Genomic DNA, 23348 nt, shown 5'->3' on the forward strand with positions numbered 1-23348 from the left:
GTGTAGTGCACCCTTTCGGCGCTTCATCCCGTTCTGAAAAATTCGTAGTATATTGAGAGTATTCCTCCACTCTGGACATGGACATGGCTTACTCCATCGGCGAATTCGCCAGACTCAGCGGCATCACCGCCACCACGCTGCGGGCATGGCAGCGTCGATATGGTTTACTCAAGCCGCAGCGCACGGAGGGCGGCCACCGCCTGTACAGCGATGAGGACGTTCAGCAGGCGCTGAAAATCCTCGACTGGGTGAAAAAAGGCGTGCCCATTGGCCAGGTAAAACCCCTGCTGGAACGCCCTGTCCCGCGCCGGACCAACAACTGGCAAACGCTGCAGCAAAGCATGCTGGAACGCCTGCAGGAGGGTAAAATCGAGTCCCTGCGCCAGATGGTTTACGATGCGGGCCGCGAATACCCCAGACCCGAACTGGTGGCGAACGTGCTGCGTCCGCTGCGCAGCCAGGTATCGGCCAACGTTGCCGCCGCCATGACCCTGCGCGCGATCCTCGACGGCATCATCATTTCCTACACCTCGTTTTGCCTCGAAGGGGATAAAAAAGCGCCGGGCGATAATCTTCTGCTCACCGGCTGGTACCTGAACGATCCGTGTGAAATCTGGCTTGAAGCCTTAATGCGCACTGGCCAGGGTCACCGTATCGACATTTTGCCCATCCCCCCGGACGCCCTGGCGCCGGAGATTTTCCCGGAGCGCAAATGGCTGCTGATCACCAGTGGTAAACTCACCGCCGCGCGGAAAAAACAGGTAGCGCAGTGGCAGCAGCAGCTTTCCCTTGAGGTCATTATCCTCTAATGATTTTCTCCTGCGGGAATCTTCACAAAAAGTTGAATATTTTTCCGCGCCGCAGATGCTAACGTTTTCCTGTGACTGACAACTTCACAGGAAAACAACATGAAAAAAACGGCCCCTCTGCTGATCCTGGCCTCCATGGCCTTTGCCCCTGCCGCCTTCAGTGCCCCTGCCGGCACGCTGAGCGTACACGTTCTTGACCAGCAAACCGGCATGCCGCCATCGGATGTCACCGTCACCCTGGAAAAGCAGGAGCAGGACAAATGGACCCCCATTGCCAGTGGCAAAACCGACCATGACGGACGCATCAAATCGCTCTATCCACAGGATCAGGACATGCAGCCTGGCGTGTATAAAGTGACCTTCAAAACCGCAGACTACTTCCACAGCAAAAAGCTGGAGTCATTCTTCCCGGAAGTGCCGGTGCTGTTTACCGTCACCCGGACCAACGAGAAACTGCACATTCCGCTTCTGCTGAGCCAGTACGGTTACTCCACCTACAAGGGAAGTTAAATCTTATTGATTTTAAAAGGCAATAAAAAATACCTCCGCCAATACTTGGACAAATAATCAAGATTGTGTAAGTTTTAAGTATTGGCTCTGGAGGAACATAACATGACAACGAAACCTGTGCTGGGTATTAGCGGCTGCTTGACCGGGTCCGCCGTTCGCTTTGACGGCGGGCATAAGCGTATGGGTTTCGTCATGGATGAGCTGGCCCAGTGGGTGAATTTCCGACCCGTTTGCCCCGAAATGGCGATCGGCCTGCCCACGCCACGCCCTGCGCTGCGTTTGATCATGACGACCAGCGGCGACACGCAGATGCGTTTTAGCCATCCGCCGCATGATGACGTCACGCAGAAAATGGCCGACTTTACGGCCAGTTACCTGCCTGAGATCGGCGATCTCGCCGGGTTTATTGTCTGTGCAAAATCCCCGAGCTGCGGCATGGAACGCGTGCGCGTGTACGATGAAAACGGCAACCGGGGCCGCAAGGAGGGCGTCGGGCTGTTCACCGCCGCGCTCCTTGAAACCTGGCCGTGGTTGCCCGTGGAGGAGGATGGACGCCTGCACGATCCGGTGCTGCGGGAGAACTTTGTCGAGCGCGTTTTTGCCCTGCATGAGCTGAACACGCTGCGCGCCAGCGGCCTGACGCGCCGCGCGCTGCTGGATTTCCACAGCCGCTACAAACTGCAGCTGCTGGCGCACCATCAGGCGGGTTACCGTGAGATTGGCCCGTTTGTCGCCTCGCTGCATGAATGGGACGATCTGGACGCGTTCTTCGTGGCGTACCGCGAAAAACTGATGACCATCCTGAAAAAGCCCGCCTCGCGGAAAAATCACACCAACGTGCTGATGCATATTCAGGGTTATTTCCGTAATCAGCTCAACAGCCGTCAGCGCGGCGAGCTTCGCGACGTGATCCTGCATTATCGCGACGGGCTCCTGCCCATTCTCGCGCCGATCACGCTGCTTAAACATTACCTGGCCGAATACCCTGACCGGTATCTGATGACGCAAAACTACTTTGATCCCTATCCTGATGATTTGGGTCTGCGTCTGGCTGTTAAGTGATGATAAAAATGCGAAGGCCCCCGTGACCCATAGAGGCCCAAAGCAGTACCCCGTTTAGACGACACCTCACTGTCGTCTCTTTTTTGCATTTCACCTGAAAGACTGTAAGTATATACAGGTTATAACGCAAAAAAGGATCTGCCTGTGATTACCACCCTGCACATTCAAAACTACCGCTCAATTCGCGATATGTCGCTGGAGCTGGAACAGCTCAACATTGTCTTCGGCCCGAATGGCACCGGAAAATCAAATATTTACAAGGCAATCCACCTGATGCACAGCGCCGCGCAGGGGCAGTTCTCTCAGGCTCTGGCGAATGAAGGCGGGATTTTGAAAGTGTTCTGGGCGGGTAAAACCCGCAGCGACCAGCAGCGACGGATGAACCTGGCGGTGGAAACGGAGACCTACGAATACGAGCTGCAGGTAGGGTTTGTTGAGAAGCTGCCCTATCCCTCGCGATTTCAGCTCGATCCGGTGATCAAGGAAGAGTCCATCTGGCTAAGCGGCCAGCACCGCCGCCCGTCGGCACAGTTGATGAAGCGCAGGAACCAGGCGGTTTTCCTGAATAACGTCCATCACGAGAAAGTGACCCACAGCGGCACGCTCTACGAGAATGAATCGGTGTTCGGCCAGCTCGGCGAACCGCACCTTTACCCGGAAGTGTCACAAATGCGCGAGTCCCTGCGTAACTGGCGCTTTTATCACGAGTTTTCCGTAGCAAGCGGCTCCATGATGCGTGCCCCACAGGTCGGCTTCCGCTCCCCGGTGCTGGCGAGCGACGGTGCCAACCTCGCGGCGGCGTTTCAGACCATTGTGGAGATTGGCGATGAACTGCTGCTGATGCGCATTCTCGGCCAGGCCTTCCCCGGCTGCGTGTTTTACAGCGACAACACCGGCGGACGGTTCCGCATGATGATGCAGCGCGAAGGGCTGAGCAGACCGCTGGAGCCCGCAGAGTTCTCTGACGGTACGCTGCGCTTCCTGTGCCTGGCGGTGGCGCTGTTAAGCCCCCGTCCACCGGCGTTTATCGCATTGAACGAACCGGAAAACAGCCTGCATCCGCAGATGCTGCCTGCGCTGGCGAGCTTAATCGCCGAGGCCAGCCGTTACTCGCAGATCTGGCTCACCAGCCACTCGCCGGAGCTGGCGAATTTGATTGAGAAGCACCGTTCGTTTTCGCTGTATCAGCTGTCGATGGTGGAGGGAGAGACCAGGATGGAGAAGCTGGGGTAGGTTGTTATCCTCTCCGCTCTCTTAACGTAAATAACCACACTTCGGGACGGGTCTTATAGGAAAGAGTACAATGCCATCAATATTTTAACGCGCATTTATTATTCCTGGAGACCCATCATGAAAAGCATTCTGACCGCATCCCTGTTCGCCCTGTCCGCCTCTGTTTTTGCAGGAACAACCCTGCACTGGACGTATGAAGGCAAGGCCGGTCCTGAAAACTGGGGAGAGCTGAGCAACGAGTTTGCCACCTGCAAGACCGGGAAATTCCAGTCGCCCATCGATATCCGTAACGCCTTTGATGCCACGCTGCCGCCGCTGGAGCTGAATTTCCATACCGCCGCCGAAAAGCTGGTTAACAACGGCCATACCCTGCAGGTGACCGCCAGCGACGAAGATGAATTCCGTCTGGACGATCAGATCTTTACTCTGCGCCAGTACCATTTCCACACCCCGAGCGAAAACCGGATCAACGGTAAATCCTTCCCGCTGGAAGCGCACTTTGTTCATGCCAGCAAAGAGGGTGATATCGCAGTGCTCGCCGTGATGTTTGAGGTGGGCCCGGAGAACAGCGCGTTGACGCCACTGCTGGCACACCTTCCGAAGGAAAAGGACCACGAAGTGGCAATTGATAAACGCCTCGATCTTCGTCCGCTGTTCCCGGCTGACCTGCACTACTATCGCTTCAGCGGCTCGCTGACCACCCCACCGTGCACCGAAGGGCTGCGCTGGCTGGTGATGAAAAACACCGTGACCTTGTCAGAAAAGCAGCTGGAGATGTTTAAGCAAGCGCTTGAGCACAGCAATAACCGTCCGCTTCAGCCGCTGAATGGCCGCGTGATTGTTCAGTAATGCCCATAAAAAATCCCGCCGTACTGGCGGGATTAATGAGGGTATAGCAGCGCGTTAGCGCTTCGCGGGATCAATCTGCCACGTTTCGTTGACGATTTTGCCCTCGCGGTAGGTCAGTACATACAGGACGTTGAGCGTCGCCTTACCGGCAAACTGCACGCGTGCGGTGACGGTGCTGCCTTTCGGGTTTGTCGCCTCCTTCAGATCTTCAACGTTATGGTTCAGCGTGCCCTGGGCCGTGGTAAATTTGCGCCATACCCCGTCAATCGCGTCGGTGGTAGTATAGGTACCGTCCAGCGGCCCGCCCACCCACTCCAGACGCGCATTTTGTGCATACTGCTGCTTAAGCGTGTCGGTTTCCCCGTCGGCGATGGCTTTAAAGTGTGCCAGCGCGTCATCCTTGACCGCCGCAAAACTCTGACCAGAAGCCAGGGCCAGCGCAGCTGCGAGAAAGATGTTGTGTGTTATTTTTTTCATGACATTGTCCTTGCGTTATTTTCAGGATTTGACGGTGGACACAATGCGTTGTGTTTCACGATCAATTCGGGAAAGGCTCAAATCCTTGTTCAGTACCCAGGCGTAGCGGTTGTCGGCGGTGAAAACGATGGCCTGTCGCGGCTCGTTAAAGCCCGTTACGGTAGCGATGACTTTGCGTGTCGGCACGTCGATAACGGAGACGCTGTTATCACCCAGGTTGCCGCTGTAGACGAATTTGCCGTCCGGTGACAGCGCGGCGCCATACGGTTGCTTGCCGACAGGAATGGTGCTCGTCACCTTTTGTGTGGTGGTGTCGACGACCGAGAGGGTGTTATTTCCGCTATTGGCGGCAAACAGCGTTTTGCCGTCTGCCGTTACAGAGATGGCGCGGATCTTGTTAAACCCGCCGATTTCGCCGGTGATTTTGTTGGTGGCGGTATCAACGAGGGTGATTTTGTCGCTGACGAAGTTGGTCACATACAGCACCCGGCCATCCGGGCTGAGCCGCACACCCTGACGGGGTTGCGAAAAGCCGGTAATCACCGCGTTAGCGATTTTCGTCTCCGTGTTCATGCTGATGACCGCATTGCTGGCCTGGTTATTGATGTACAGCGTCCTGCCGTCTTTGCTCAGTACCGTGCCAAACGCGCCAGGCCCTGCGGCATACTGCTCAGCTGTTTTGAAGGTCGTGGCATCCACGCGCTCAATAAGGCCCAGGCTGCTGTCCGACACATAGAAGCTCTTGCCGTCCGGAGCAAAAACGATATTTCGTGGGGTGTTGTAGTGCTTCAGCACGGCGCTGACTTTCCCGGTCGTCAAATCGTAAACGATGACTTCCGGCTTTCCGCTGCGGGCCACCACAGCCAGTTTTTCATCCGGGCTAATCGCCAGCGTGTTGTTCTGGATTTCGCCATCGAAGTTCTGTTTGACCGCATCCGTTAACGGCGTCGTGCTGGCGGTAACCGGGAAAACGGCGCCCGCGAACAGTAAAGACGCCATGAAAAAACCGTGAGTCGCTAACGTTGCTTTTCTCATCTCTCAATCCTTATTCATCAAGGCCGGCATCATGCAGGCTTGTGTAAGAGATGTTTGAGCGCGCGGTTTATTCCCGCCCGTTGCAAAAAAGTTTTACGCAACGGGCGGCGGGGTCGTCAGGTGCGTTTGCCGAGTTCGCGGGAAATGGCGGGATTGTTGACCATACCCGCCGGGCCGACGACGGCATAGTTCAGTCCCTGCGAGGAGCCATAAAGGGCCACCAGCCCGCCCGCGGTGCGCTGGCCGGTTGAGAGCAGCGGCTGGCGAGGATCCGGCGGGCGAATATAGAAGCTGAGGGTATGGCCGGTGCTGTCCCGGTAAAGCACCATCGCAGCGGCCCCCTGTTCTGTAGCAAACAGGCGACCGCTCACCGGCGTGAACCCAGCCTGGCGCAGATCGGGCATCTGCGCCCCCGCTCCGACGTGTTGCGTCAGCCACGCGGTCAGGGCTGTGGGTCCGTCCGGGGTAAAATCGGCTGCCATACTTTTCTCAACCACCATCAGCTTATAGGCGCTGAGCGCATCGCCCATTGGCGCACTGGTGGCACTCTGCCAGCCACGCGCCTGCCAGCCACCCAGTGAGCCAAGCGCGATGCACAGGACAAAAGAGGCAGCCAGCCGCATACGGCTGTGGGTTCGGCGTACCTGTCGGGCGCGTATCGTCGCAGGATCCAGCGACGTGGTCACGTCAGGCAACGGCAGCCCCCCCAGCGTGGCGCGCAGACGCTGTGCATCCTCCCGCCAGCCCTGCACCTGCCGGGCAATGTGCGGATGCTGTGCCAGGTAGCGTTCCATAATGACCCGCTCATGCTCATCCAGTTGATCGTCTACATAAGCATGCAAATCGTGTTCGTCAGGCGGTATTTTCATTTCATCAGTCTCAGTATCGGCTGTGGGGTTTCACCCTCGCCCAGGCGGTGCAGCGCCTGGCGAGCCCGGGAAAGTCGGGACATCACGGTGCCGATGGGAATATCCATCACATGGGCAACCTCCTGATAGCTCAGACCTTCAATGGTTATGAGGATCAGCAGGCTGCGTTGCTCTGGCGTCAAACGTCCAAAGGCCTCCAGCATACTTTGCGTCGCAATCTCCTGCTCCGCTGACGGCCAGGCAGGATTGTCATCGCTTTTCATTCTGCTGAGCAATCCCCAGTAGCGCTTTGTGCGGCGTTTCTCTATCAGGAACTCGCGATAGAGAATGGTGAATAACCAGCTTTTTAACGAGGCATCAGGTCGTCGTGTTGTCCATTTATCCAGCGCACGCTCAAGCGTCGTCTGCACCAGATCGTCGGCTTCATGGACATCCCGGGTCAGCCAGAGAGCGAAACGGCGCAGGCCGGGGATCAGCTCTCGCAACTGTGTACTTTCAGCGTCATCAGGTGGCATAAGGCACACTCGTCAGGTCATTCGTTATCGTGAGCCCTAAGATGCCGACCACGCCATTTTATTCCATCGTGACAGCATTATTTTTCCCTGAAGAGGGCTGAATGCGAAACGTCCTGCGCCACTCCGCCGGACTCACCCCAAAGCGCGCCTTAAACTGCTGGCGCCAGGTCACCGCAGAGTTAAACCCTACCAGTTCGGCCACGCGTTCAACCGGCATGTTGCCGGCTTCAAGCAAGATCTGGCTGCGCCGCAGGCGCTCGGCGGTGAGCCAGTCGGCCACGGTCATGCCGGTGGCGTTGACAAAATGACGGGTCAGCGTGCGGCGACTCATGGAAACCACCGCCGCCAGCGAGTCCAGGCTGTGCGGTTTGGTAATATGCTGCTGAAGATAGTCGATCAGGCCGTTAATCCGCGCGTCGCGGGTGTCCTTCGGCACCGGCTGGGCAATAAACTGCGCCTGACCGCCTTCGCGGTGCGGCGGCACAATCATCCGGCGGGCGATCTGGTTGGCGACCACGCTGCCGAAGCGCTGGCGGATGATGTACAGACAGCAGTCCAGCGCGGCGGCGGTCCCGGCGGAGGTGATGATATTGTCGTCATCCACATAGAGGGCGTTGATATCAAGCTGGACGCGCGGAAAAAGCGACTGGAAGTGATGTTCAAACTCCCAGTGGGTGGCCGCGCGCTTGCCGTCGAGAATGCCCGCATACGCCAGCACAAACGACCCCAGACACAGCCCGACGATTTCCGCACCGTTGTCTCTTGCCTGCACCAGGCTGTCGAGCAGCACCTGAGGCGGGCGATCGAGCACGTGCTGCCAGTAGGGCACCACCACAATATCCGCCTGCGTAATGGCTGAAAAATCCTGCGTCGCGTTGAGGGCAAAGCCCTCTTTAGAGGTGAGAACGCCGGGTTTTTCGGCGCAGATCGTCACGTTAAAGCGCTTTTCGCCGGAGACCGCGTCGCCAAACAGAATGCAGGGAACGGAGTAGTGGAACGGGCTAAACCCGTCTACCGCGACAATCGCGACGTTGATAAGTGGCATCTGTCTCTCCTTCCCTTTTTGGTGCTCAGAATATAACGGTTTCGCCGTCCTGGGGAATGCTCACCGCATCACCGATCTGGTTCGCTTCCACGTATTCCCGCAGCGCGCGGCGGCTCAGCAGGCAATGGTTAATGGCTTCCATATGGACCGCCACAATTTTTGCCTGCGGCAGCAGGAAGTGAACGTTGAGCAGATCCTGTTCCCCCATAATGATGGGCCCGAAACCGATCACATGCGCGTATCCGGCATTAAGCACCACCACATCCGGCTGGTGTTTTTGCAGATCGGCCGCCACCGCATCACGCCAGACGGTATCGCCCGCGATGTAGAGCGTTTTCTCGTCGGGGTGGCGCAGAACCACACCGCAGGCTTCGCCCAGACGCTCTGCCAGCTCCGGCACCGCGTACGCACGATCGGTACCGTGCTGGCCGCAGTGGGTTTTCTCGATGCGGATATCACCGAAGGTGGTCTCGTCGGTCATGACTGTCAGGTTGTGAAAGCCCTGGCTTCGCAGCAGCGCGGCATCACGATCGTTTTGCACATAGATCGGTTTGTCTTTGGCGATCAGTTCCACCGCCGCGCGATCCCAGTGATCGTCATGGGTATGGGTGACGATCACCGCATCGGCGTTCAGCAGCGTGCTGACGTCAACGGGCAGTTCAACCATCGGGTTACGGATCTCGGCCCGGGCTGTGCCGGGGAAACCGGGATAAGCGTCTTTTGCGGCCAGCATCGGGTCGATCAAAAAGCGTTTACCGGCATACGTGATCAACTGGGTGGCATTGCGAATATGGGTGATGTTCATGGGCTATTCTCCTGTGCGTGTGATAAGGAGAATAGCCCGCTACCCTGTTTTATCCTGTGGGCTAACGGGCAATGAACGATGAAATCGGGTCAATCGATAAACCGTTTACGCACCCGCTCCAGCGGCGCAATCAGCAGGTTGATGAGCGGCTTACGATCGATAACGATATCGGCGTTCACCGTCATCCCGCCCATCAGCAGACGCTTTTTGTTGTCCGGATCGGTAAACCAGGAAGGCACCCGTACTTTGGCAAGATAGTAGTTCTGCCCCTCCTGCAGCGGGATAAGTGCCGAATGGGCATCAATATTCACCTCGTAGAAATCAGACAGGGTGGCCTCCACCGAGCCATATTTATCCACTGGCCAGGAGTCAAAGCGCAGCTTCACCTTATCCCCTTTCGCCACCCGGCCCACGCCCGTCGCTGGCACATAGAGGTACCCCTCCATCGACGCGGCGGTGTTTTTACGGATCACCACCACCACCTCGCTGTTTTGCGTAATGGCCCGACCCGGCGGGAAGTTGATCGCCACCACGTAGCCATCGGCAGGCGCCAGCATGGCCATCGTAGAGCTGCCCCGGCTGGAGAGGTTGCGGTCAATTTCGCTGATCCGGTTTTTCACGTACAACAGCTCCTGGCTCAGGGAGTCGATTTGCGACTGGGTGCTGTCGGTCAGGCTGGTTTTGCGCGCCTCCAGATCGAGGATACTGCTCTCCTCCAGCGTCAGGTTGAGCTGCGCGTTGAGCACGTCGTTGTGGCTTTTATCCAGATCGACCTTCGACACATAGCCTTTCCCGGATATCGCTTTCCACGCCTCATAGGTATCGGTGCTGTTTTTGAGCAACGCACGCAGCTTTTTCACTTTGTCGCGGGACACCACAATCTGCCGGTCGGCAATATCCAGCTGCTGCGCCAGGTTTTTCCGGTACGTGGCGATAGAATCTTCTATGGTCTGCACGCGCTGCTCGCTGCGCTTTTTCTCCGCCTCCATCTGCTGGCGATCGAACTGCACCACCGAGCCCTGCTTGCCGCCGTAGTCCTGCGACACGGTAAAAAGCGGGTCGTTCTCTTTCACGTACTGGCCTGGACGTACGGCAAAATCAACGATGGTACCCGACTCTCGGGCACGCACTTCCACATCGCCCTGAGCCGGGATCAGCACGCCACGCGCCAGCGTGGTTTCCGAAAAGTTAAAGACGATCGAAAAGACCAGCAGACAGAGAAAAAAGGCAATAAACAGCGTTAACACGCCTTTCAGCCGCGGGGCGTTGATCTCGTAGCTCTTTGAAAAATGGTGCGGGATCAGCGCCCGACGTTGTCGGTTTCGGTTTCTTAATTTCACGACATGTCATCCATGATAAATCACTGAAAGATCGTCCCATGCACTCCAGAGCGTGGGGGTTTTACGCAACGCGTTCAGCGTGGCGGTGGCGGCCTGACGGTACTCCGCAGGGGCATAGGTCTGGCTCTCCAGCGCAAATTCCGCCGAGTGCAGCGAACAGCCGGGCAGCAGCGTACGGATCACGTATCCGTAGCGCGTTAAAAAGCGCGTCGACACGTCCGTTAACCACGCTTTCTGGTCGCCCGCCTGGGTCATGAACAGCGGCGCATCCGGGAGACGCTCATCCACCAGCAGCACGGTCACCAGCCGGTGCGGGGCGAAAAACGTCCCTGCCCGCCGCTCCTCGTGTGCCGCCATCAGCTTGTGCAGCGCGGGAAGGCGGGTAACAAACTGAAAGCGCACGTCGTCTGGCGCGGTGGCGAGCAGCGCATCCGCGATCAGGCCAAACCCGGCCCAGCGCATGCCCAGCAACAGGGTACGGGGCTGAGAATAGAAATCCTGCTCGTGGGTAAATGCCGCCACCCGGGCGTGGAGATCGAAACGCACGTTGCGCCGCCACAGTGCGGGCGGGAAGATCTGCTCGACAAAATGAAAGCCGCTCATCTCCAGGGCATTCTGGCGCAGAAAATCGGGCGGGACGTCAGCCTCCGGGCAGCGCATAAACTGGCTGTAGTTTTGCGTGATCCGGCTTGCGAGCAGCGTGCGTCCAGCCTGCCGGGCGCAAAGTCGGGCGTAGAGACGGGGCAGAAACATCATTGCTCACTCTCCCGCAGCGTGCCGTTTTCCATGGTGTAGAGCCGTCCGTGACAACCCACCACCTCCGGCGAGTGGGTGACAAATACCAGACCAATCCCCAGCCCACGCAGGTTCGCCAGCACCTTCTGCGCCGTGGTTTTATCGAGGTTTGCCGTCACTTCATCGCACAGCAGCAGCTTCGGCTGGCTGTACAGGGCGCGCGCCAGCACCAGACGCTGCATCTCACCGGCGGAGAAAAAGGTGTTTCCCGGCAACAGCTCCGTTTCGTATCCGTGCGGCAGGCGCGCAACCACGTGGTCAATCTCCGCCAGCCGGCAGGCAGCAATCACCCGCTCCTTATCCGGCGCGCTATCAAAGCAGGAGAGGTTATCCAGAATGGAGCCGGTAAAGAGAATATCGTCCGCATGCACAATGCGAATATGCTGGCGCAGAGAGGAGAGATCGCACTCGGTGATCGGGATCGCGTTGATCCGCAAACTGCCCGACGTGGAGAGCAACATCCCGGAGATCAGACGCAGCAGCGTGGTTTTCCCGGAGCCGCTCTGGCCGACAATCACCGCCTCTTCGCCCTGCTTCAGCGTCATGTTGATGTGCTGCAGGGTCGCCTCGCGTCCCGGATAAGCAAAAGAGACATCCTCAAAGGCCAGACTGACGGGTGAAGTCACAATCTTCCGGCCAAACTGGCTGGCTTCAGAGGGGGCAAACAGCAGGTCGCCCACGCGATCCAGCGGCCCTTTGAGCGCATTTTTGTCCAGCAGCTTTTGCGCCACCTGCACCATCGCGTCGGAGAAATAGCGTTTGTAGCTGATGTAGGCGTAGAGCATCCCGATACTCATCTGTCCTTCCAGGATCAGCCACGCGCCAAAGCAGACCACCAGCAGCTGCTCGGCGTTGATCACCAGCAGCGAGGCAACATCAAAGCGGGCCAGCAGGCGCTCTTTGCGCATCAGCCCGGCGATGTGTTCGCGCTGGGATTTGTCCATCACCGCGTCCCGGGCCTGCTCCATGTTGTTGGCCTTCAGGGTGATGATCCCCTTCTGCGTCTCCACCAGCAGCGACTCATACTTTGCGGTGCGCTCGATGGAGTCGTCCACCGCGCGCTGGTAAGGCCCGATCAGCGAAAAGCGGATCAGGAAGAACACCCCCATCAGCAGCATCGTCAGCACGGCGATTTTCACGTTATACAGCAGCATAAACAGCAGGCTGGTGAAGGCGATCAGGCTGGAAAAGAGGATCTGCACATAGCCATTGCTGATGAACTCCGCGCAGGCATGGAGCGATTTCTCTATCGCCAGCACAATGCCCGGCGGACGGCTGCGGAACCAGCTGGTCTGGGTGCGCAGCATATAGCGACGAACCGACTGGCTGAGGTCGTCATAGGCAATGTTACGCATCAGGATCTCAAGCAGCTGCTTGAGGAACTTACCAATGACTTCAAAAATAAAGACGATAGCGAAAATGGCGGTGAGTAAGATCACCAGATCGTTGTCGTTGCGCGAGATGGCCTCGTCCATGATCAGCTGCACGTAGGTGGGGCTGGCCAGCATGGTGATGAGGGTAAAAATCGAGAGCACAAACAGCAGCACCTGCCGCTGAAATAAGCTCGGGGATTTATTGGCCAGCCGCCCCAGCGTGAGCGTCTCGTCAGGGGATTTTTTGTCGAAGCGCGGCGTCGGCTTCAGCTCCAGCACGTAGCCGGAAAAGAGTTTTTGCGCCTCTTTGAGGCTGTAACGTCGCACGCCGCTGGCCGGGTCGTGGACCGTTACGCTGCGCCCGTCAACCTTCACGATCACCACGAAGTGATTGCCGCGCCAGAAGGCGATGAGCGGCAGTTCGGCACTTTCAATTTCAGTGATTTCGCCCTTGAGCACCCGGCCCGTCATATTTTTATCGCTGGCGAGGGTCATGAGTTCCGCCATCGAGGTGCCCGCGTCGGCAGAGACTGAAAGCTCCCTGCGCAGCTGGCTGACGGAGACATGGTGTTCATAGTGCCCCAGCACCATCGCCAGGCAGGCCAGCCCGCATTCGGTAAATTCATGCTGGCGAATAACGGGTGTCTTACCCTTTTTTTTATACTGAAAAAGCGAAAACATAATTATCCGTGGCTGAAATAAAAAAATGGCCCGGCAAAGCGGGCCATAAGCATAGGTCGATAACTTATGCGCTGAAGAAGCCGCCGATGAAGCCGCCCACCAGGCCAAATACACCACCGATGGTGCCGCCCAGCGCGCCTAACATCTGGCTGCCTGCGTTATAGCCTGCGCTCGCACCCTGAAGGGCAGCAGCAAACGGATCCCAACCACCGATGATGGCCTGTGCTTTTTTGAAATCGATAACTTGCATGTTTGTCTTCCTGTTAATCTGAATTAGTTGTAGCTGCCAACCAGCGCACCCAGGAAGCCCATTGCGCCACCCAGAATTCCGCCAACCACGCCACCTACCATGCCCATGATGCTTGCACCGGTGTCATAACCCAGCTGTGCGCCTTTAACGAGGCCAGCGAATGGGTTTAATGCACCACCGATAATGTCTTTCGCTTCTACGAATGAAATCGCTTTCATTTTATTCTCCTGTAGTTGTAAATCTTCAGCTTGCGCCAAAGGATAATTTCCTTTTATGAAGGAAAGCGGTTGTTACGGGCAGCGTGTAAGCGGGATGATTTTATTTCCGTAAATAATCATCCGCTTTGCGGGCTGCGCGTAATTATCTATTTCCAGCCGTTGACCCGGTGGAAGATATTTTGAATCATTATATTGTGAGCTACATCCCTGAGAGGAAACATATTTAAACCAGGTATTCCCGGTATTACTCACCACCCCGTTACTAAACGTATAATCAAAATGTCTTGTCCATGGCCGGACAATTAAAATAGCCTCAAGCGAAACCACCACATCCGACTGAATGCGTTGGCCTTTGCTCATCACAACCTGCGCCTGGAGCGGCGTCTCGGTGAATTTAACGCGATAATAGCGCTCTTTACTGTCGTGCGGGCCGGTATAATAAAACTTAAAACCGGCCTGCTCGCCACTCTCCAGAGTTAACTGTTTCGGCGAGAACATTACCTCGCCATCTTTTATTTCAGTCTCTTTCCCGTGTTCTTTAGGGACGTCGACCTGAATAAGCGAAACAGTATAATTCTGTCGAACGCTGGTATCGTTTTTTATTGGCTGAAAAACAACTTCTTTTTCAGGTAGAAAATCAATATTTAGACTTTCAATAATTAAAGCATTTGCGCTTGCGGAAATGAAGCAATTTATTGCGAAAATAGCCAGGAATTTTCCAGTCATACACGTTTAATTCCAGGAAGCGCTGACATCAATTCGACCCTGAGCCGTCACTTCACCAAACCAGTTATTACCGTCATAGGTGGTTTTCGACACCGGATTATTCATCACAAACTGCAATACCAGCGGGGTTTTCCACAGCCACATGTCCGTCACGCCTGAGCTTATCTTGTCCCACTCTTCCGCATGGGTGGCGGGGGCAGGAATGGGCAGCACTTCACCTTTGCAGTTATGCGCCTTCAGCGTGTAGCTTTTGCCCAGCAGCACATTGCCGGGGATCGGCACCGTGAAGCCGTTGCCGCTAAAGGCGCAGTAGTCCACGCCGTTCAGGCTCTGCGTCGGCCCGGTGACCTTCACCGTGACCGCAATCGCCGCATCTTTTTGCGCGCCGCTGTAGGTAATGGTGTAGGGGATCTCTATCGGCCCCTCGCCAATTGTTCCTTTCCCGGAACCGCCCAGGCCGTTAGGGTCGAGCGTGTAATCCGGGTTATCCGGGACGATAGCAAGCCCTGGCTGGATAGGATTAATCACCAGCCCGCCCCCCGGCTGGAAGCAGAAATCCGCCGCCAGCGAGCTGTTGCCCGGTGTCAGGCACAGGCTGACGATATTGCCGATATTGCTGCCATCCCCGGCCTGCGCCACGCTCAAAATCAGCGCCTTCGGGAGAAAAATTTTGAGGTACGCCTTGCCGCCATTTTTTTGCGGCGCGGCGAGGAAGGTATTCGCCAGCACGCGGGTATCACTCAAAATACCCCCGGAGATGCTGTACCAGTTGCTCTCATCGAAGGTAATTTCCGCCGCCAGACCCGTTCCCCCGTTCATGTGCGACTGCAGTACGCCGTTCACACGGGAGGAGGTCAGCGCCAGCCCCGGGTTGTAGCCAGTGATATCTTCCCCGACAAAGGTATATTCCAGCAGTTCACAGAGTACGCCCGACACCGTATTGCGGGTGTACTTGGTACACGTCGCCCCGGTTGAACCATCCACAATAGTCACCTCGCCGCTGATCGGGTCAATGCCCAGATCCAGCGCCCGCGAATTGGTCATGGTCAACGTGCCGACCTTATGCAGCGTGTTGGTGGTGGTCACCTTGCTGATAGAGGAGATCTGCGGCGTGGAGGTGATCGTCACCTCGTTGCCGGGAGCGGCATTGAGCAGATAGTTAAAGAACGGATCCCCCAGCACCCAGCGGCCATAGGAGGTACCCGGCTCAATGACCGGCGGTTTCACCACCATCGAGGTGTCTGAATAGCTGGTCGTCGCGGTATAGCCCGTGGTGCCGCAGGTTGACGAACACGCGGTCCCCTTAAAGAACGGCGAGGCGCTGGAGCCGGTGACGCTGAAGTTGATGGTCAGCGCGCTGCCCGCCGGGCCGTTAAAGCTGTTGTCCGGTATGTAGGTGGCAATCCCGTTGTTGGTTTTGGCACTCAGGGTTGGCCACTCCCGCGAGCCGTGTAAAAACGCGGTGGAGGTGCTGTTCAGACTGAACAGCGCCGCCGTGTTGCCCGTCCCGTTGTTGTCCGGGTTGTTGATGGCAAAATAGGGCATCTGCTGCGCCTGCGCCGCCGCGCTTAGCAGCAGCAGATTAAGAGCGAATATCTTTTTCATCGTCACGTCCCCGTGTTCCTTTTGCTTCCTGCCAGACGAAATCGCCCTTATCGCAGGAGATGTCCCCAAGCCACAGCGCGCCGCGGTTGGACGCAATATCCAGACGCACCTCACAGACGCTGTCGTCCGGCGTGGCAATGCTGAGCACCGGATTGTTCTTGTCCACGTCAATCACGAAGCGACCGTCGTTTTCGGTGCGGGTCAGCCCGACGTGGTTTTTGATTTGCGTGGCGCTCACCGGATTACCGTTGGCATCCACAAGGCGGCCAAACAGGGTGACGATTTTTTTCACCTGCGGCTTCATCACCACCGTGTTCCCCGGGTAAACCGTGATATGACGACGGGCATTTGCGCCAATGTCATAGCTTTCGGTACCGGTTTCACTGTTCATCACCTCCAGGTCATAGGCCTGATAGGCCGGCAACGACAGCCAGGTTTTATCGCCCTTGATGCGCTCCGTGCGGCCGTTGAGCTTCAGCGTGAGCGACTCGTCGGATTTAAGCCCGGTACTGACGATCACCCCTGCGCTATGGGTGCCTTTACCCGCCGCAACCGCCTCCTTCGACCAGCCCACGCTGCCGTCGCTGGTCAGCGTGGAGTTCCAGCCTTTGCTGGTGCCGCTCTGCACGCTCAGAATGTTGCTGTTCCACGGCGTGTCGAAGCTCACGCTGCCCCCGCCGCTCACGGTGCGATCCTGGTTGCTGCTGAAGGCACGTGAAACGTTGGCGGTAACCGACTTCAGGTAATCCCCTTCGAACTGGCGGCTGGCGCTGACGTTAAGCGCCGTACCGGTATCGCGGTTATGAGAAACGCCCACGGAGACGGTGTTGCCCAGCGGGATGGAGAAATCGAGCATCACGTAGCGGTCTTTCTCTTCGTAGTAGCCTTCGTATTTATTGCGCGACATCCCCACCCTCAGGCGCGCCGTACCGTAACGACCAGCGTACAGCCCCTGGGAGTAGTCAATCTGGTAGCGTTTGTAGCGATATACGTCATCTGTCTGCCGCATCAGGCTCAGGTTCCCGGCAGACGGCAGGCCAAACGACGGCAGACTGAACGACGCCCCCCACGTATTACCTTTGTTTTCATAGATATCGAGGAACTTACCGCTGGAGAGCTGCTCGTGGGAGTACCAGACCGAACCGATATTCCACGGCAGGCTGACGTTGGCCCCGTAGTTGGCGCGGTACGTTCCGTCGGAGGCGGCCATCGTCTGGGTATTCACCGAGAAATAGCCGGTCAGGTTCAGGGAGGCCCACAGTTCGCTGACCACGTGTTCGCGCATCATATAGCCGGACGCGTTCCAGTCGACCATCCCGCTGCGCTTGCTGAAGGAGGCCCCGACCAGCGACATGGTGTCTTTATGTTTGGTGTCGTAATCGTAGTAGTAGCTGTTGTCCTGCTCGTTTTTCCGTTTGGCGTACTTCTTGTAGTTGACGACGGATTTGTCGCGGCTATAGATCCCGCCCCACGTCTGCCAGCGCAGCGACTCCGATACGTTGTTGGTGAAAGGTTTGTTCACCGTGTACATGCTGCGCGACACGGTGCGGCTGCCGCTGACCACTTCGACTTCCACGCTGTAGATCCCGTAGGGCAGCGCGCTGGTGTCGATTTCGTGGTTACCCACGTCAAAGCGCTGAATGCCAACAAGCTGGCCGTCACGACGAATGCGGGCTTCCCCGGCGGTCGGGAAATAGACCACGATCGGCGTCAGGGAGAGGGTATTGTCCCGCTTACGCGAGTTGGCCTGGTTCCCCACGGAGACGCCGTACACTTCCCCGCCGGAGATACCGCTGACGCTGGCCAGAGACTGCATCGCCCAGCCGTTCAACATCCCGGCGGCGTAGCGCATGCCCTGATAGTCACGTTCCCACATCACCGCGTTCATCTGGGTGTCGCTGCTGTTTTCGTTGACGTAGCCCGAGCCATCGACCAGCAGATGATCGACCCCCATCGAGATCCAGCTTTTGGCGTTGAGATAGCCGGAGGACCAGCTATCGCCGTAGCCGCTCTCGGTGTGATACGCACCGAGGTTATAGGAGAGCGTGCCGCTCAGGTCGTCCGATTCAGGGGCGTCGATATCCACCTCACGCGGACGAATATTCACCCCGTAATCGCGCTGAGAGAGGTTCAGCAACAGACGCATCTTTTTCTGATCCAGCTCGAACGCCGACCCGGCGCTCACCGGAATACGCATGTGGTCGTCAAACTGCTTGCCATTAATGCTTTGCAGTAACGTCCGCATCTCTTTCGACAGACGGATACCGTTGTCTGACTCCTGGACCTGGACATCGCGCAGCCCGAGCTGTCGGTCTTCTGCGTAAATCGTCACGTCGCCAATACGGACATATTCGCTCACATCACTTGCGCTGCCGCCCTTTTGCGTTGCATTCGGGCGGGTATTGACCAAATAAACGGGGATTTTGATCCCCTGCTCCAGCAGGGCATAGAGTGAGTCGGGAAAACGGTAATTAGCGATAACCACGGAGCTGGAGGCAGCATGCGCATACGCGGGCAAAAGGCCGGATGTGCACGCCATCATCACCGGCAACACTAATTTATTTTTCACCATGCATCCTTACTTAACAGGAATGAACTGTTTCAGGTCCCAAATTCCGAGATGAAAATGGTTGTCCGTAACGTTGATGTCGTCGATCGCGCGGGAGGTCCCCGGCATCAGGTAAAAGTTTTTGACGCACGGTGTGGTCGGCGATTCCGGGTTGGGCTTCAGGCATGTCCCGCTCGCGTTAACGCGAAACGCGGTATTGCCCTTATTGGTGATCTTTCCGGCCACGTAGACAAAATCGACATTCTTCTTCCGGGGCTGTACCACCAGAATGGTGCTCACCACCGCGCGGGTCATCCCTTTGCCATTCTTTTGCGAGCCGTTATCAAGATCTTCGCTGACCCCTTCATCAATGAAGGTAATGCGGTAGTAGCGCTCCCGGTCGTCGGCCTTACCGTGATAGTAAAATTTGACGATATTGCTGGTCCCGGCGGGCATGACCATGCGCGTAGGTGTCAGCAGCAGCTCGTCGATTTTCTCCGGATTAATCACCACGCCTTCATCCATCGGGCTGCTGATACGCTGGGCGCTGATGGAAATAATGCGCACGCTATCCGCTTCGTTTTTTAATTCCTTGGCGATGGAATCCGCATTGGCAGGAATAATGGTGGTGACTTTGCCAACATTAATCGCCAGCGCGGAGGAGGAGATAAATAATAAAGAGAAGAAGATGGGTTTAAGGCTAAACATGATATTTCCCTAAACAGGGGCTTACGCCCCTGTAACTGTCAGCTCTTAGCTCCAGGTTGCGCGGAACGCAACGGACACAGTACCTTCCCACAGGCTGTTGGTCAGGTCTTTGAACTCTTTCGCTGCACCGGTGCTGTCCTGTGCAGAATCGACGTAGAACACAAATTTGTCCTGGCCGGTCACTTCAGTATTCGCCGTCGCGCCTGCGCTGGTGGTCAGGTTCCACAGGCCAGAAGAGACGCCGGTGTTGTTTGAAGAGTCAACCAGGGTAGTCCATGCCGTTGATTTCGCACCCACTGTGCCACCGATGGAGCCCAGATCGGTCCCGCCAAAACGCGCGCCTACTTTCAGTTTGGTTGCTTCGCCGCCAACGCTGAACAGGGTGTTGTCAGAGTCATCAACGATTGCTTCCAGTTTGAAGTTGGTAGCAGAAGCGTGGTCACCACGAATAGCCACATCAAACAGACCAGTGTCGGTGTTAAACGCTTTGGTGCTTGCGCTATAAACGAAGTTCAGTGCACGCGTTGGCGTGACAACCAGATCGGAATCGCTGTCTTTCGTTGCAGAAGCCTGCCAGGTTGCAGAAGCGGTAGTTTCCGCTGCATTAACAGCGCTCAGGGCAGAAAGAGACAGCAGTGAGCCCAGAACGATAGCGTTCAGTTTATTCATTTATTTAGTCCTTCAAAAAAGAATCCAGATGTTTAAAAAAGGGGAGCCCCTTTTTCGGGGCGAAGTATAGTCACCCCAAAAATAACGAGGCAATACAGAAAATTTCATCCGCTTCACAGGAAAGGATGAAAAATAACAGAATGCTTTTGCATCTTGTTGTTACATAATGAATAAAATTGAGATTTTTAGACTAATAGACAAACATCTATTCTTGATGTTCTGCAGAATATCAGGATGTCGGCACGGCTACGCACATCATTATTGGCAAAACCAGCCCTTTAATTAGCCATGCATGACTCTTGAGCCGGGTGACATAAAAGAAGTCGATACTGTCCAGCAGCAGCTCATTAACTACGCCGTCCGGTGCAACATCATCATCAGATTTGTGCACTTTTTTTCCTTTAATATAGTAAATATCACTGCCAGCAACTTTCTCTACATTCAGGACATAGTTGCGGTCAATCAAATAACGTTTGTCTCCGCGAATAAATACGCCTTTATGGATCACGGTGACAATGTCGCTACTGTTAAACAGAAATAGCGTCGTTAACGACAGACCTGTCGACTCACCCGTTGAATAGGTTTTCCTGGAAACCGTGTCAGACTGACAACCAAATCCCTCTTCCTGGGTTCTTTGCGGATAAAACAGGACAATGGCGATAACAGAAATCAGCAGTACCACGCCCAAAAATAGACTCAGGTTTCTCTTCGACATGATCTTAACTCCCTGTCAGGCTTCTGTAAGAGATGCAATTTTTATAGCTATCGCCACTATCCTGCAGATAACAGACAGCCAGGAAATCATTTTCCAGCTGTGACTTTTTGAATTTTGAATAATACATATCCGCGGCCTGATGCTCGCAGTCTATTTGTTGACGAGCGATAGCCTGTTTGGCCCGGCTAAACCAGGTCTGTTGCGGCTGATACATGTTCTTGTCGATAAGATAAACCGTACAGCGATCAATTTTGCCCAGCAGATGAATATCGGACTCTTTCGCGCGTTCGGTCATGCGCATATTTTGATAGAACAGCAGCGCAGCGATGCCCATTATCGCCACCAGCGCCATGACACACAGCGTGGTAAAGCCGCTGTCCCGACGACGCAGGCGTTCTGGCGGGTCTCGCTGCTGCGTTACAATATCCGCGACTTCCGCCACCATTTTTTCCGGGGCAGAAACGGGCGGCCTGACGGTGTGATGTTCAATATGCGCAGCCAGACTAAAACCTTTACCGCGAATGGTCTTAATCAGCAGCGGGTCACGTCCTAAACTACGAAAAGCTTTTCTGATTTCACTTATGGCAACATTAAGACTGACCGAGGAGCCGGAAAAACCGCGGTCTTCCCAGACTTTCTTAATCAGGTCGTCCCTGTCGAGGGTTATACCATTATTAATGATGAGTTCATATAACAAACGTGCCGCCTGATTTGATAACTTAATGGAAGATTCCTCTTCTCCATTTATCATGATCACACCGGAGTCCACTTCGTAAAGCATTGCGAGATCAATAAGATACTTCATATGATTATTACACCACTGTTATAAACGACTGTATTTCCCTCGCAATAATATGTCTAAAGAGGGTGTGGTCAAGTCATCAAATATTATTTGAGCACGGCGTATAGAAAACTTCATAAATTTACAATTATTAATTCATTAATTAAGACCTTCGAATGAAGGTGTTTGGGTTATGATCCTTAAAAAAACATTATAGCAAGATTATAATCTCATTATTATTGATTAGTCGGAATAATGTTTTGTTATGTATCTTTTTGATGCAACATAATATCGTCAAGGCTCGTACTCAGGTCGCTATGCGCGTTAGCCAGTCACAGTGTGTTGCGCAGCCGGGAAACATTCTTTTTCATATAAAACAAAATATTATGGAGTTTATCATGTTCAAAACGATCATGACCGTATCTGTGCTTGGCGCAGCCATTGCTTCTGCTCAGGCTATTGCTGCAGATAACTCAGCGGGTGGCGTCATTAACTTTACCGGTGCTATTACCGATACCACCTGTACCATTAATGGTGGAAAAAGTGCCGATATGACCGTCGCGCTTTCCCCCATTTCGGTTAAGGATGCCGGGACCACGGTTGGCCTGATTACGAAAAATAAAAAATCCATTTCGTTAACCTTCTCAGGTTGTACGCCAGCAGCAGGCACGACCGGTACGCCGCTGAAAGTGTATTTCTCCAGCGCTGATAATATTTCTACCGACGGTAAATACCTGCTGAATAACAGCGTCAATGAAAACGATGCCAGCGTGGCGCGTAATGTCGGTTTCGCCTTAGTTGAACCAGGTAAATCTACACCGGTTACGCTGAACCAGGCTTACACCACCAGCATTATGGGTACCGCAACGGCGCCAGATTCTGAAACGCTGACGCTGGACGTTTATTACTATAAAACCAACGCCGCTGCCGCAACGGTCGGTGCGTTGAGCTCAAACGTGACCTACACCATCTCCTACCTGTAATTTCTGTTAATCAGGCTTCGTTCCTGCGAAGCCTGTTTTTAAGGTTACCATTATGCGTAAGATTATTATGCTGGCATCTCTGCTGCTCAGCGCGGGCAACGCATGGGCCAATATTGTGATTAATGGCACGCGTGTTCTTTACCCTGAGAATAACAAAGAGGTGATTGTTCAGTTAATCAATACGGGTGATGCTCCTGCACTGGTGCAATCCTGGATTGATGACGGCGATATTAATTCCACACCGGAAACGGCAAACGTTCCTTTTCTGTTATCGCCACCGGTGGTGAAAGTCAGCGAACATAATGGTCAGCAACTGCGGATAAAAAAGCTGCCTGCGAATTTGCCGGGCGATCGTGAATCGGTTTTTTTCCTGAACGTGCTCGATATTCCTCCGAAGCCGGAAAATATACAAAACCAGAATACCGTTCAGCTGGCGATTAAATCGCGCATCAAAATGTTTTATCGCCCGGCCTCGTTAACCGGCACGCTGGATAACGCGACGGAAAAACTGACCCTGATTGCCAGCGGTAACGCGTTCCGCATTGTTAATGACAGCCCTTTCCATATTACGGTCGCCAATATTTCCCAGGGCAAAACCAAATTGCTGCAGGAATCACCGATGGTATCGCCCTTTGGTCAACTCACCGTCGCAACCAAAAACGCGGTGAAACGCGGCCAAACCTACCAGCTGATGTATGTGGATGATTTGGGTGCGTACAAAACCCGCACGCTCACCAGCCAGTGACC

25 protein-coding genes are annotated in these 23348 nt (G+C 55.2%); 7 read left to right on the forward strand and 18 right to left on the reverse strand.

Annotated elements, in window-relative coordinates:
• The first annotated feature begins 83 nt into the window (after positions 1–83).
• The 5 genes from ACTJJI_RS16830 (at position 84) to ACTJJI_RS16850 (ending at position 4463) form a co-directional block, all read left to right on the forward strand.
• Complete coding sequence (locus ACTJJI_RS16830) at positions 84–809, forward strand: MerR family transcriptional regulator (protein ID WP_440654912.1); 726 nt, start codon at positions 84–86, stop codon at positions 807–809.
• 99 nt (positions 810–908) lie between these two features.
• On the forward strand, positions 909–1319 hold the full coding sequence (uraH, locus tag ACTJJI_RS16835; RefSeq protein WP_014830105.1) for a hydroxyisourate hydrolase: 411 nt from the start codon (positions 909–911) through the stop codon (positions 1317–1319).
• A gap of 102 nt (positions 1320–1421) precedes the next feature.
• Positions 1422–2381 (forward strand): YbgA family protein, encoded by a 960-nt coding sequence (locus ACTJJI_RS16840; RefSeq protein WP_192545134.1) that lies wholly within the window; start codon positions 1422–1424, stop codon positions 2379–2381.
• Positions 2382–2525: 144 nt separating this feature from the next.
• Positions 2526–3614, forward strand: coding sequence for an AAA family ATPase (locus ACTJJI_RS16845; RefSeq protein ID WP_440654915.1), 1089 nt, complete (start codon positions 2526–2528; stop codon positions 3612–3614).
• 117 nt (positions 3615–3731) lie between these two features.
• A complete protein-coding gene (locus tag ACTJJI_RS16850; RefSeq protein WP_440654917.1) occupies positions 3732–4463 on the forward strand; it encodes a carbonic anhydrase in 732 nt (243 codons plus the stop codon).
• Positions 4464–4517: 54 nt separating this feature from the next.
• Here the strand turns inward: ACTJJI_RS16850 and ACTJJI_RS16855 are convergent, their stop codons facing one another.
• The 18 genes from ACTJJI_RS16855 to ACTJJI_RS16940 all read right to left on the reverse strand — a co-directional run bounded on the left by ACTJJI_RS16855 (position 4518) and on the right by ACTJJI_RS16940 (position 21642).
• On the reverse strand, positions 4518–4940 hold the full coding sequence (locus ACTJJI_RS16855; RefSeq protein ID WP_046888801.1) for a nuclear transport factor 2 family protein: 423 nt from the start codon (positions 4938–4940) through the stop codon (positions 4518–4520).
• A 21-nt stretch (positions 4941–4961) separates the two neighbouring features.
• Entirely contained in the window at positions 4962–5975 is a 1014-nt protein-coding gene (locus tag ACTJJI_RS16860; protein ID WP_047023313.1) for a YncE family protein, read from the reverse strand.
• 116 nt (positions 5976–6091) lie between these two features.
• Entirely contained in the window at positions 6092–6844 is a 753-nt protein-coding gene (locus tag ACTJJI_RS16865; protein WP_046888803.1) for an anti-sigma factor family protein, read from the reverse strand.
• Entirely contained in the window at positions 6841–7359 is a 519-nt protein-coding gene (locus ACTJJI_RS16870) for a sigma-70 family RNA polymerase sigma factor (protein ID WP_014830098.1), read from the reverse strand. Before ACTJJI_RS16870 ends, ACTJJI_RS16865 begins: the two co-directional genes overlap by 4 nt.
• A 58-nt stretch (positions 7360–7417) precedes the next feature.
• Positions 7418–8404: a GlxA family transcriptional regulator gene (locus ACTJJI_RS16875; protein WP_096928372.1), complete on the reverse strand. Its 987-nt coding sequence runs from the start codon at positions 8402–8404 to the stop codon at positions 7418–7420.
• Positions 8405–8429: 25 nt separating this feature from the next.
• A complete protein-coding gene (locus ACTJJI_RS16880) occupies positions 8430–9209 on the reverse strand; it encodes an MBL fold metallo-hydrolase (RefSeq protein WP_440654921.1) in 780 nt (259 codons plus the stop codon).
• Positions 9210–9298: 89 nt separating this feature from the next.
• Entirely contained in the window at positions 9299–10549 is a 1251-nt protein-coding gene (locus ACTJJI_RS16885) for an HlyD family secretion protein (RefSeq protein ID WP_014830095.1), read from the reverse strand.
• Between the two features lie 6 nt (positions 10550–10555).
• Positions 10556–11305, reverse strand: a complete 750-nt coding sequence (locus tag ACTJJI_RS16890) for a hypothetical protein (RefSeq protein ID WP_047360554.1) — start codon at positions 11303–11305, stop codon at positions 10556–10558.
• Complete coding sequence (locus tag ACTJJI_RS16895; RefSeq protein WP_348567502.1) at positions 11302–13398, reverse strand: peptidase domain-containing ABC transporter; 2097 nt, start codon at positions 13396–13398, stop codon at positions 11302–11304. Before ACTJJI_RS16895 ends, ACTJJI_RS16890 begins: the two co-directional genes overlap by 4 nt.
• 64 nt (positions 13399–13462) lie before the next feature.
• Positions 13463–13648, reverse strand: coding sequence for a hypothetical protein (locus ACTJJI_RS16900; protein WP_013094847.1), 186 nt, complete (start codon positions 13646–13648; stop codon positions 13463–13465).
• A 23-nt stretch (positions 13649–13671) separates the two neighbouring features.
• Positions 13672–13866: a hypothetical protein gene (locus tag ACTJJI_RS16905; protein ID WP_013094846.1), complete on the reverse strand. Its 195-nt coding sequence runs from the start codon at positions 13864–13866 to the stop codon at positions 13672–13674.
• 72 nt (positions 13867–13938) lie between these two features.
• Positions 13939–14592, reverse strand: coding sequence for a hypothetical protein (locus ACTJJI_RS16910; protein ID WP_014830092.1), 654 nt, complete (start codon positions 14590–14592; stop codon positions 13939–13941).
• A gap of 6 nt (positions 14593–14598) precedes the next feature.
• The gene (locus tag ACTJJI_RS16915; RefSeq protein WP_014830091.1) at positions 14599–16197 is read right to left on the reverse strand and encodes a hypothetical protein; all 1599 of its coding nucleotides are present in this window, start codon (positions 16195–16197) and stop codon (positions 14599–14601) included.
• Positions 16175–18769 carry a CS1-pili formation C-terminal domain-containing protein gene (locus tag ACTJJI_RS16920; protein WP_014830090.1) on the reverse strand — a complete coding sequence of 865 codons (2595 nt, stop codon included), beginning with the start codon at positions 18767–18769 and terminating at the stop codon, positions 16175–16177. The genes ACTJJI_RS16915 and ACTJJI_RS16920 overlap by 23 nt, the downstream gene beginning before the upstream one ends.
• 6 nt (positions 18770–18775) lie before the next feature.
• The gene (locus ACTJJI_RS16925) at positions 18776–19453 is read right to left on the reverse strand and encodes a fimbria/pilus periplasmic chaperone (RefSeq protein ID WP_014830089.1); all 678 of its coding nucleotides are present in this window, start codon (positions 19451–19453) and stop codon (positions 18776–18778) included.
• A 45-nt stretch (positions 19454–19498) separates the two neighbouring features.
• The gene (locus ACTJJI_RS16930) at positions 19499–20122 is read right to left on the reverse strand and encodes a common pilus major fimbrillin subunit EcpA (protein ID WP_014830088.1); all 624 of its coding nucleotides are present in this window, start codon (positions 20120–20122) and stop codon (positions 19499–19501) included.
• Between the two features lie 229 nt (positions 20123–20351).
• Positions 20352–20837, reverse strand: coding sequence for a hypothetical protein (locus ACTJJI_RS16935; protein ID WP_014830087.1), 486 nt, complete (start codon positions 20835–20837; stop codon positions 20352–20354).
• 4 nt (positions 20838–20841) lie between these two features.
• Positions 20842–21642, reverse strand: coding sequence for a winged helix-turn-helix domain-containing protein (locus tag ACTJJI_RS16940; RefSeq protein WP_440654927.1), 801 nt, complete (start codon positions 21640–21642; stop codon positions 20842–20844).
• A 374-nt stretch (positions 21643–22016) separates the two neighbouring features.
• On the opposite strand from ACTJJI_RS16940, the gene ACTJJI_RS16945 reads away from it, so the two are divergent.
• Together ACTJJI_RS16945 and ACTJJI_RS16950 are read left to right on the forward strand one after the other, a co-directional pair.
• Positions 22017–22601, forward strand: a complete 585-nt coding sequence (locus ACTJJI_RS16945) for a fimbrial protein (protein ID WP_043951726.1) — start codon at positions 22017–22019, stop codon at positions 22599–22601.
• A gap of 52 nt (positions 22602–22653) precedes the next feature.
• On the forward strand, positions 22654–23346 hold the full coding sequence (locus ACTJJI_RS16950; protein WP_014830084.1) for a fimbrial biogenesis chaperone: 693 nt from the start codon (positions 22654–22656) through the stop codon (positions 23344–23346).
• Positions 23347–23348: the final 2 nt, after the last annotated feature.

It is taken from the genome of Enterobacter sp. 22466 (assembly GCF_052044775.1).
In the GTDB taxonomy this organism is placed as follows: domain Bacteria; phylum Pseudomonadota; class Gammaproteobacteria; order Enterobacterales; family Enterobacteriaceae; genus Enterobacter; species Enterobacter dissolvens.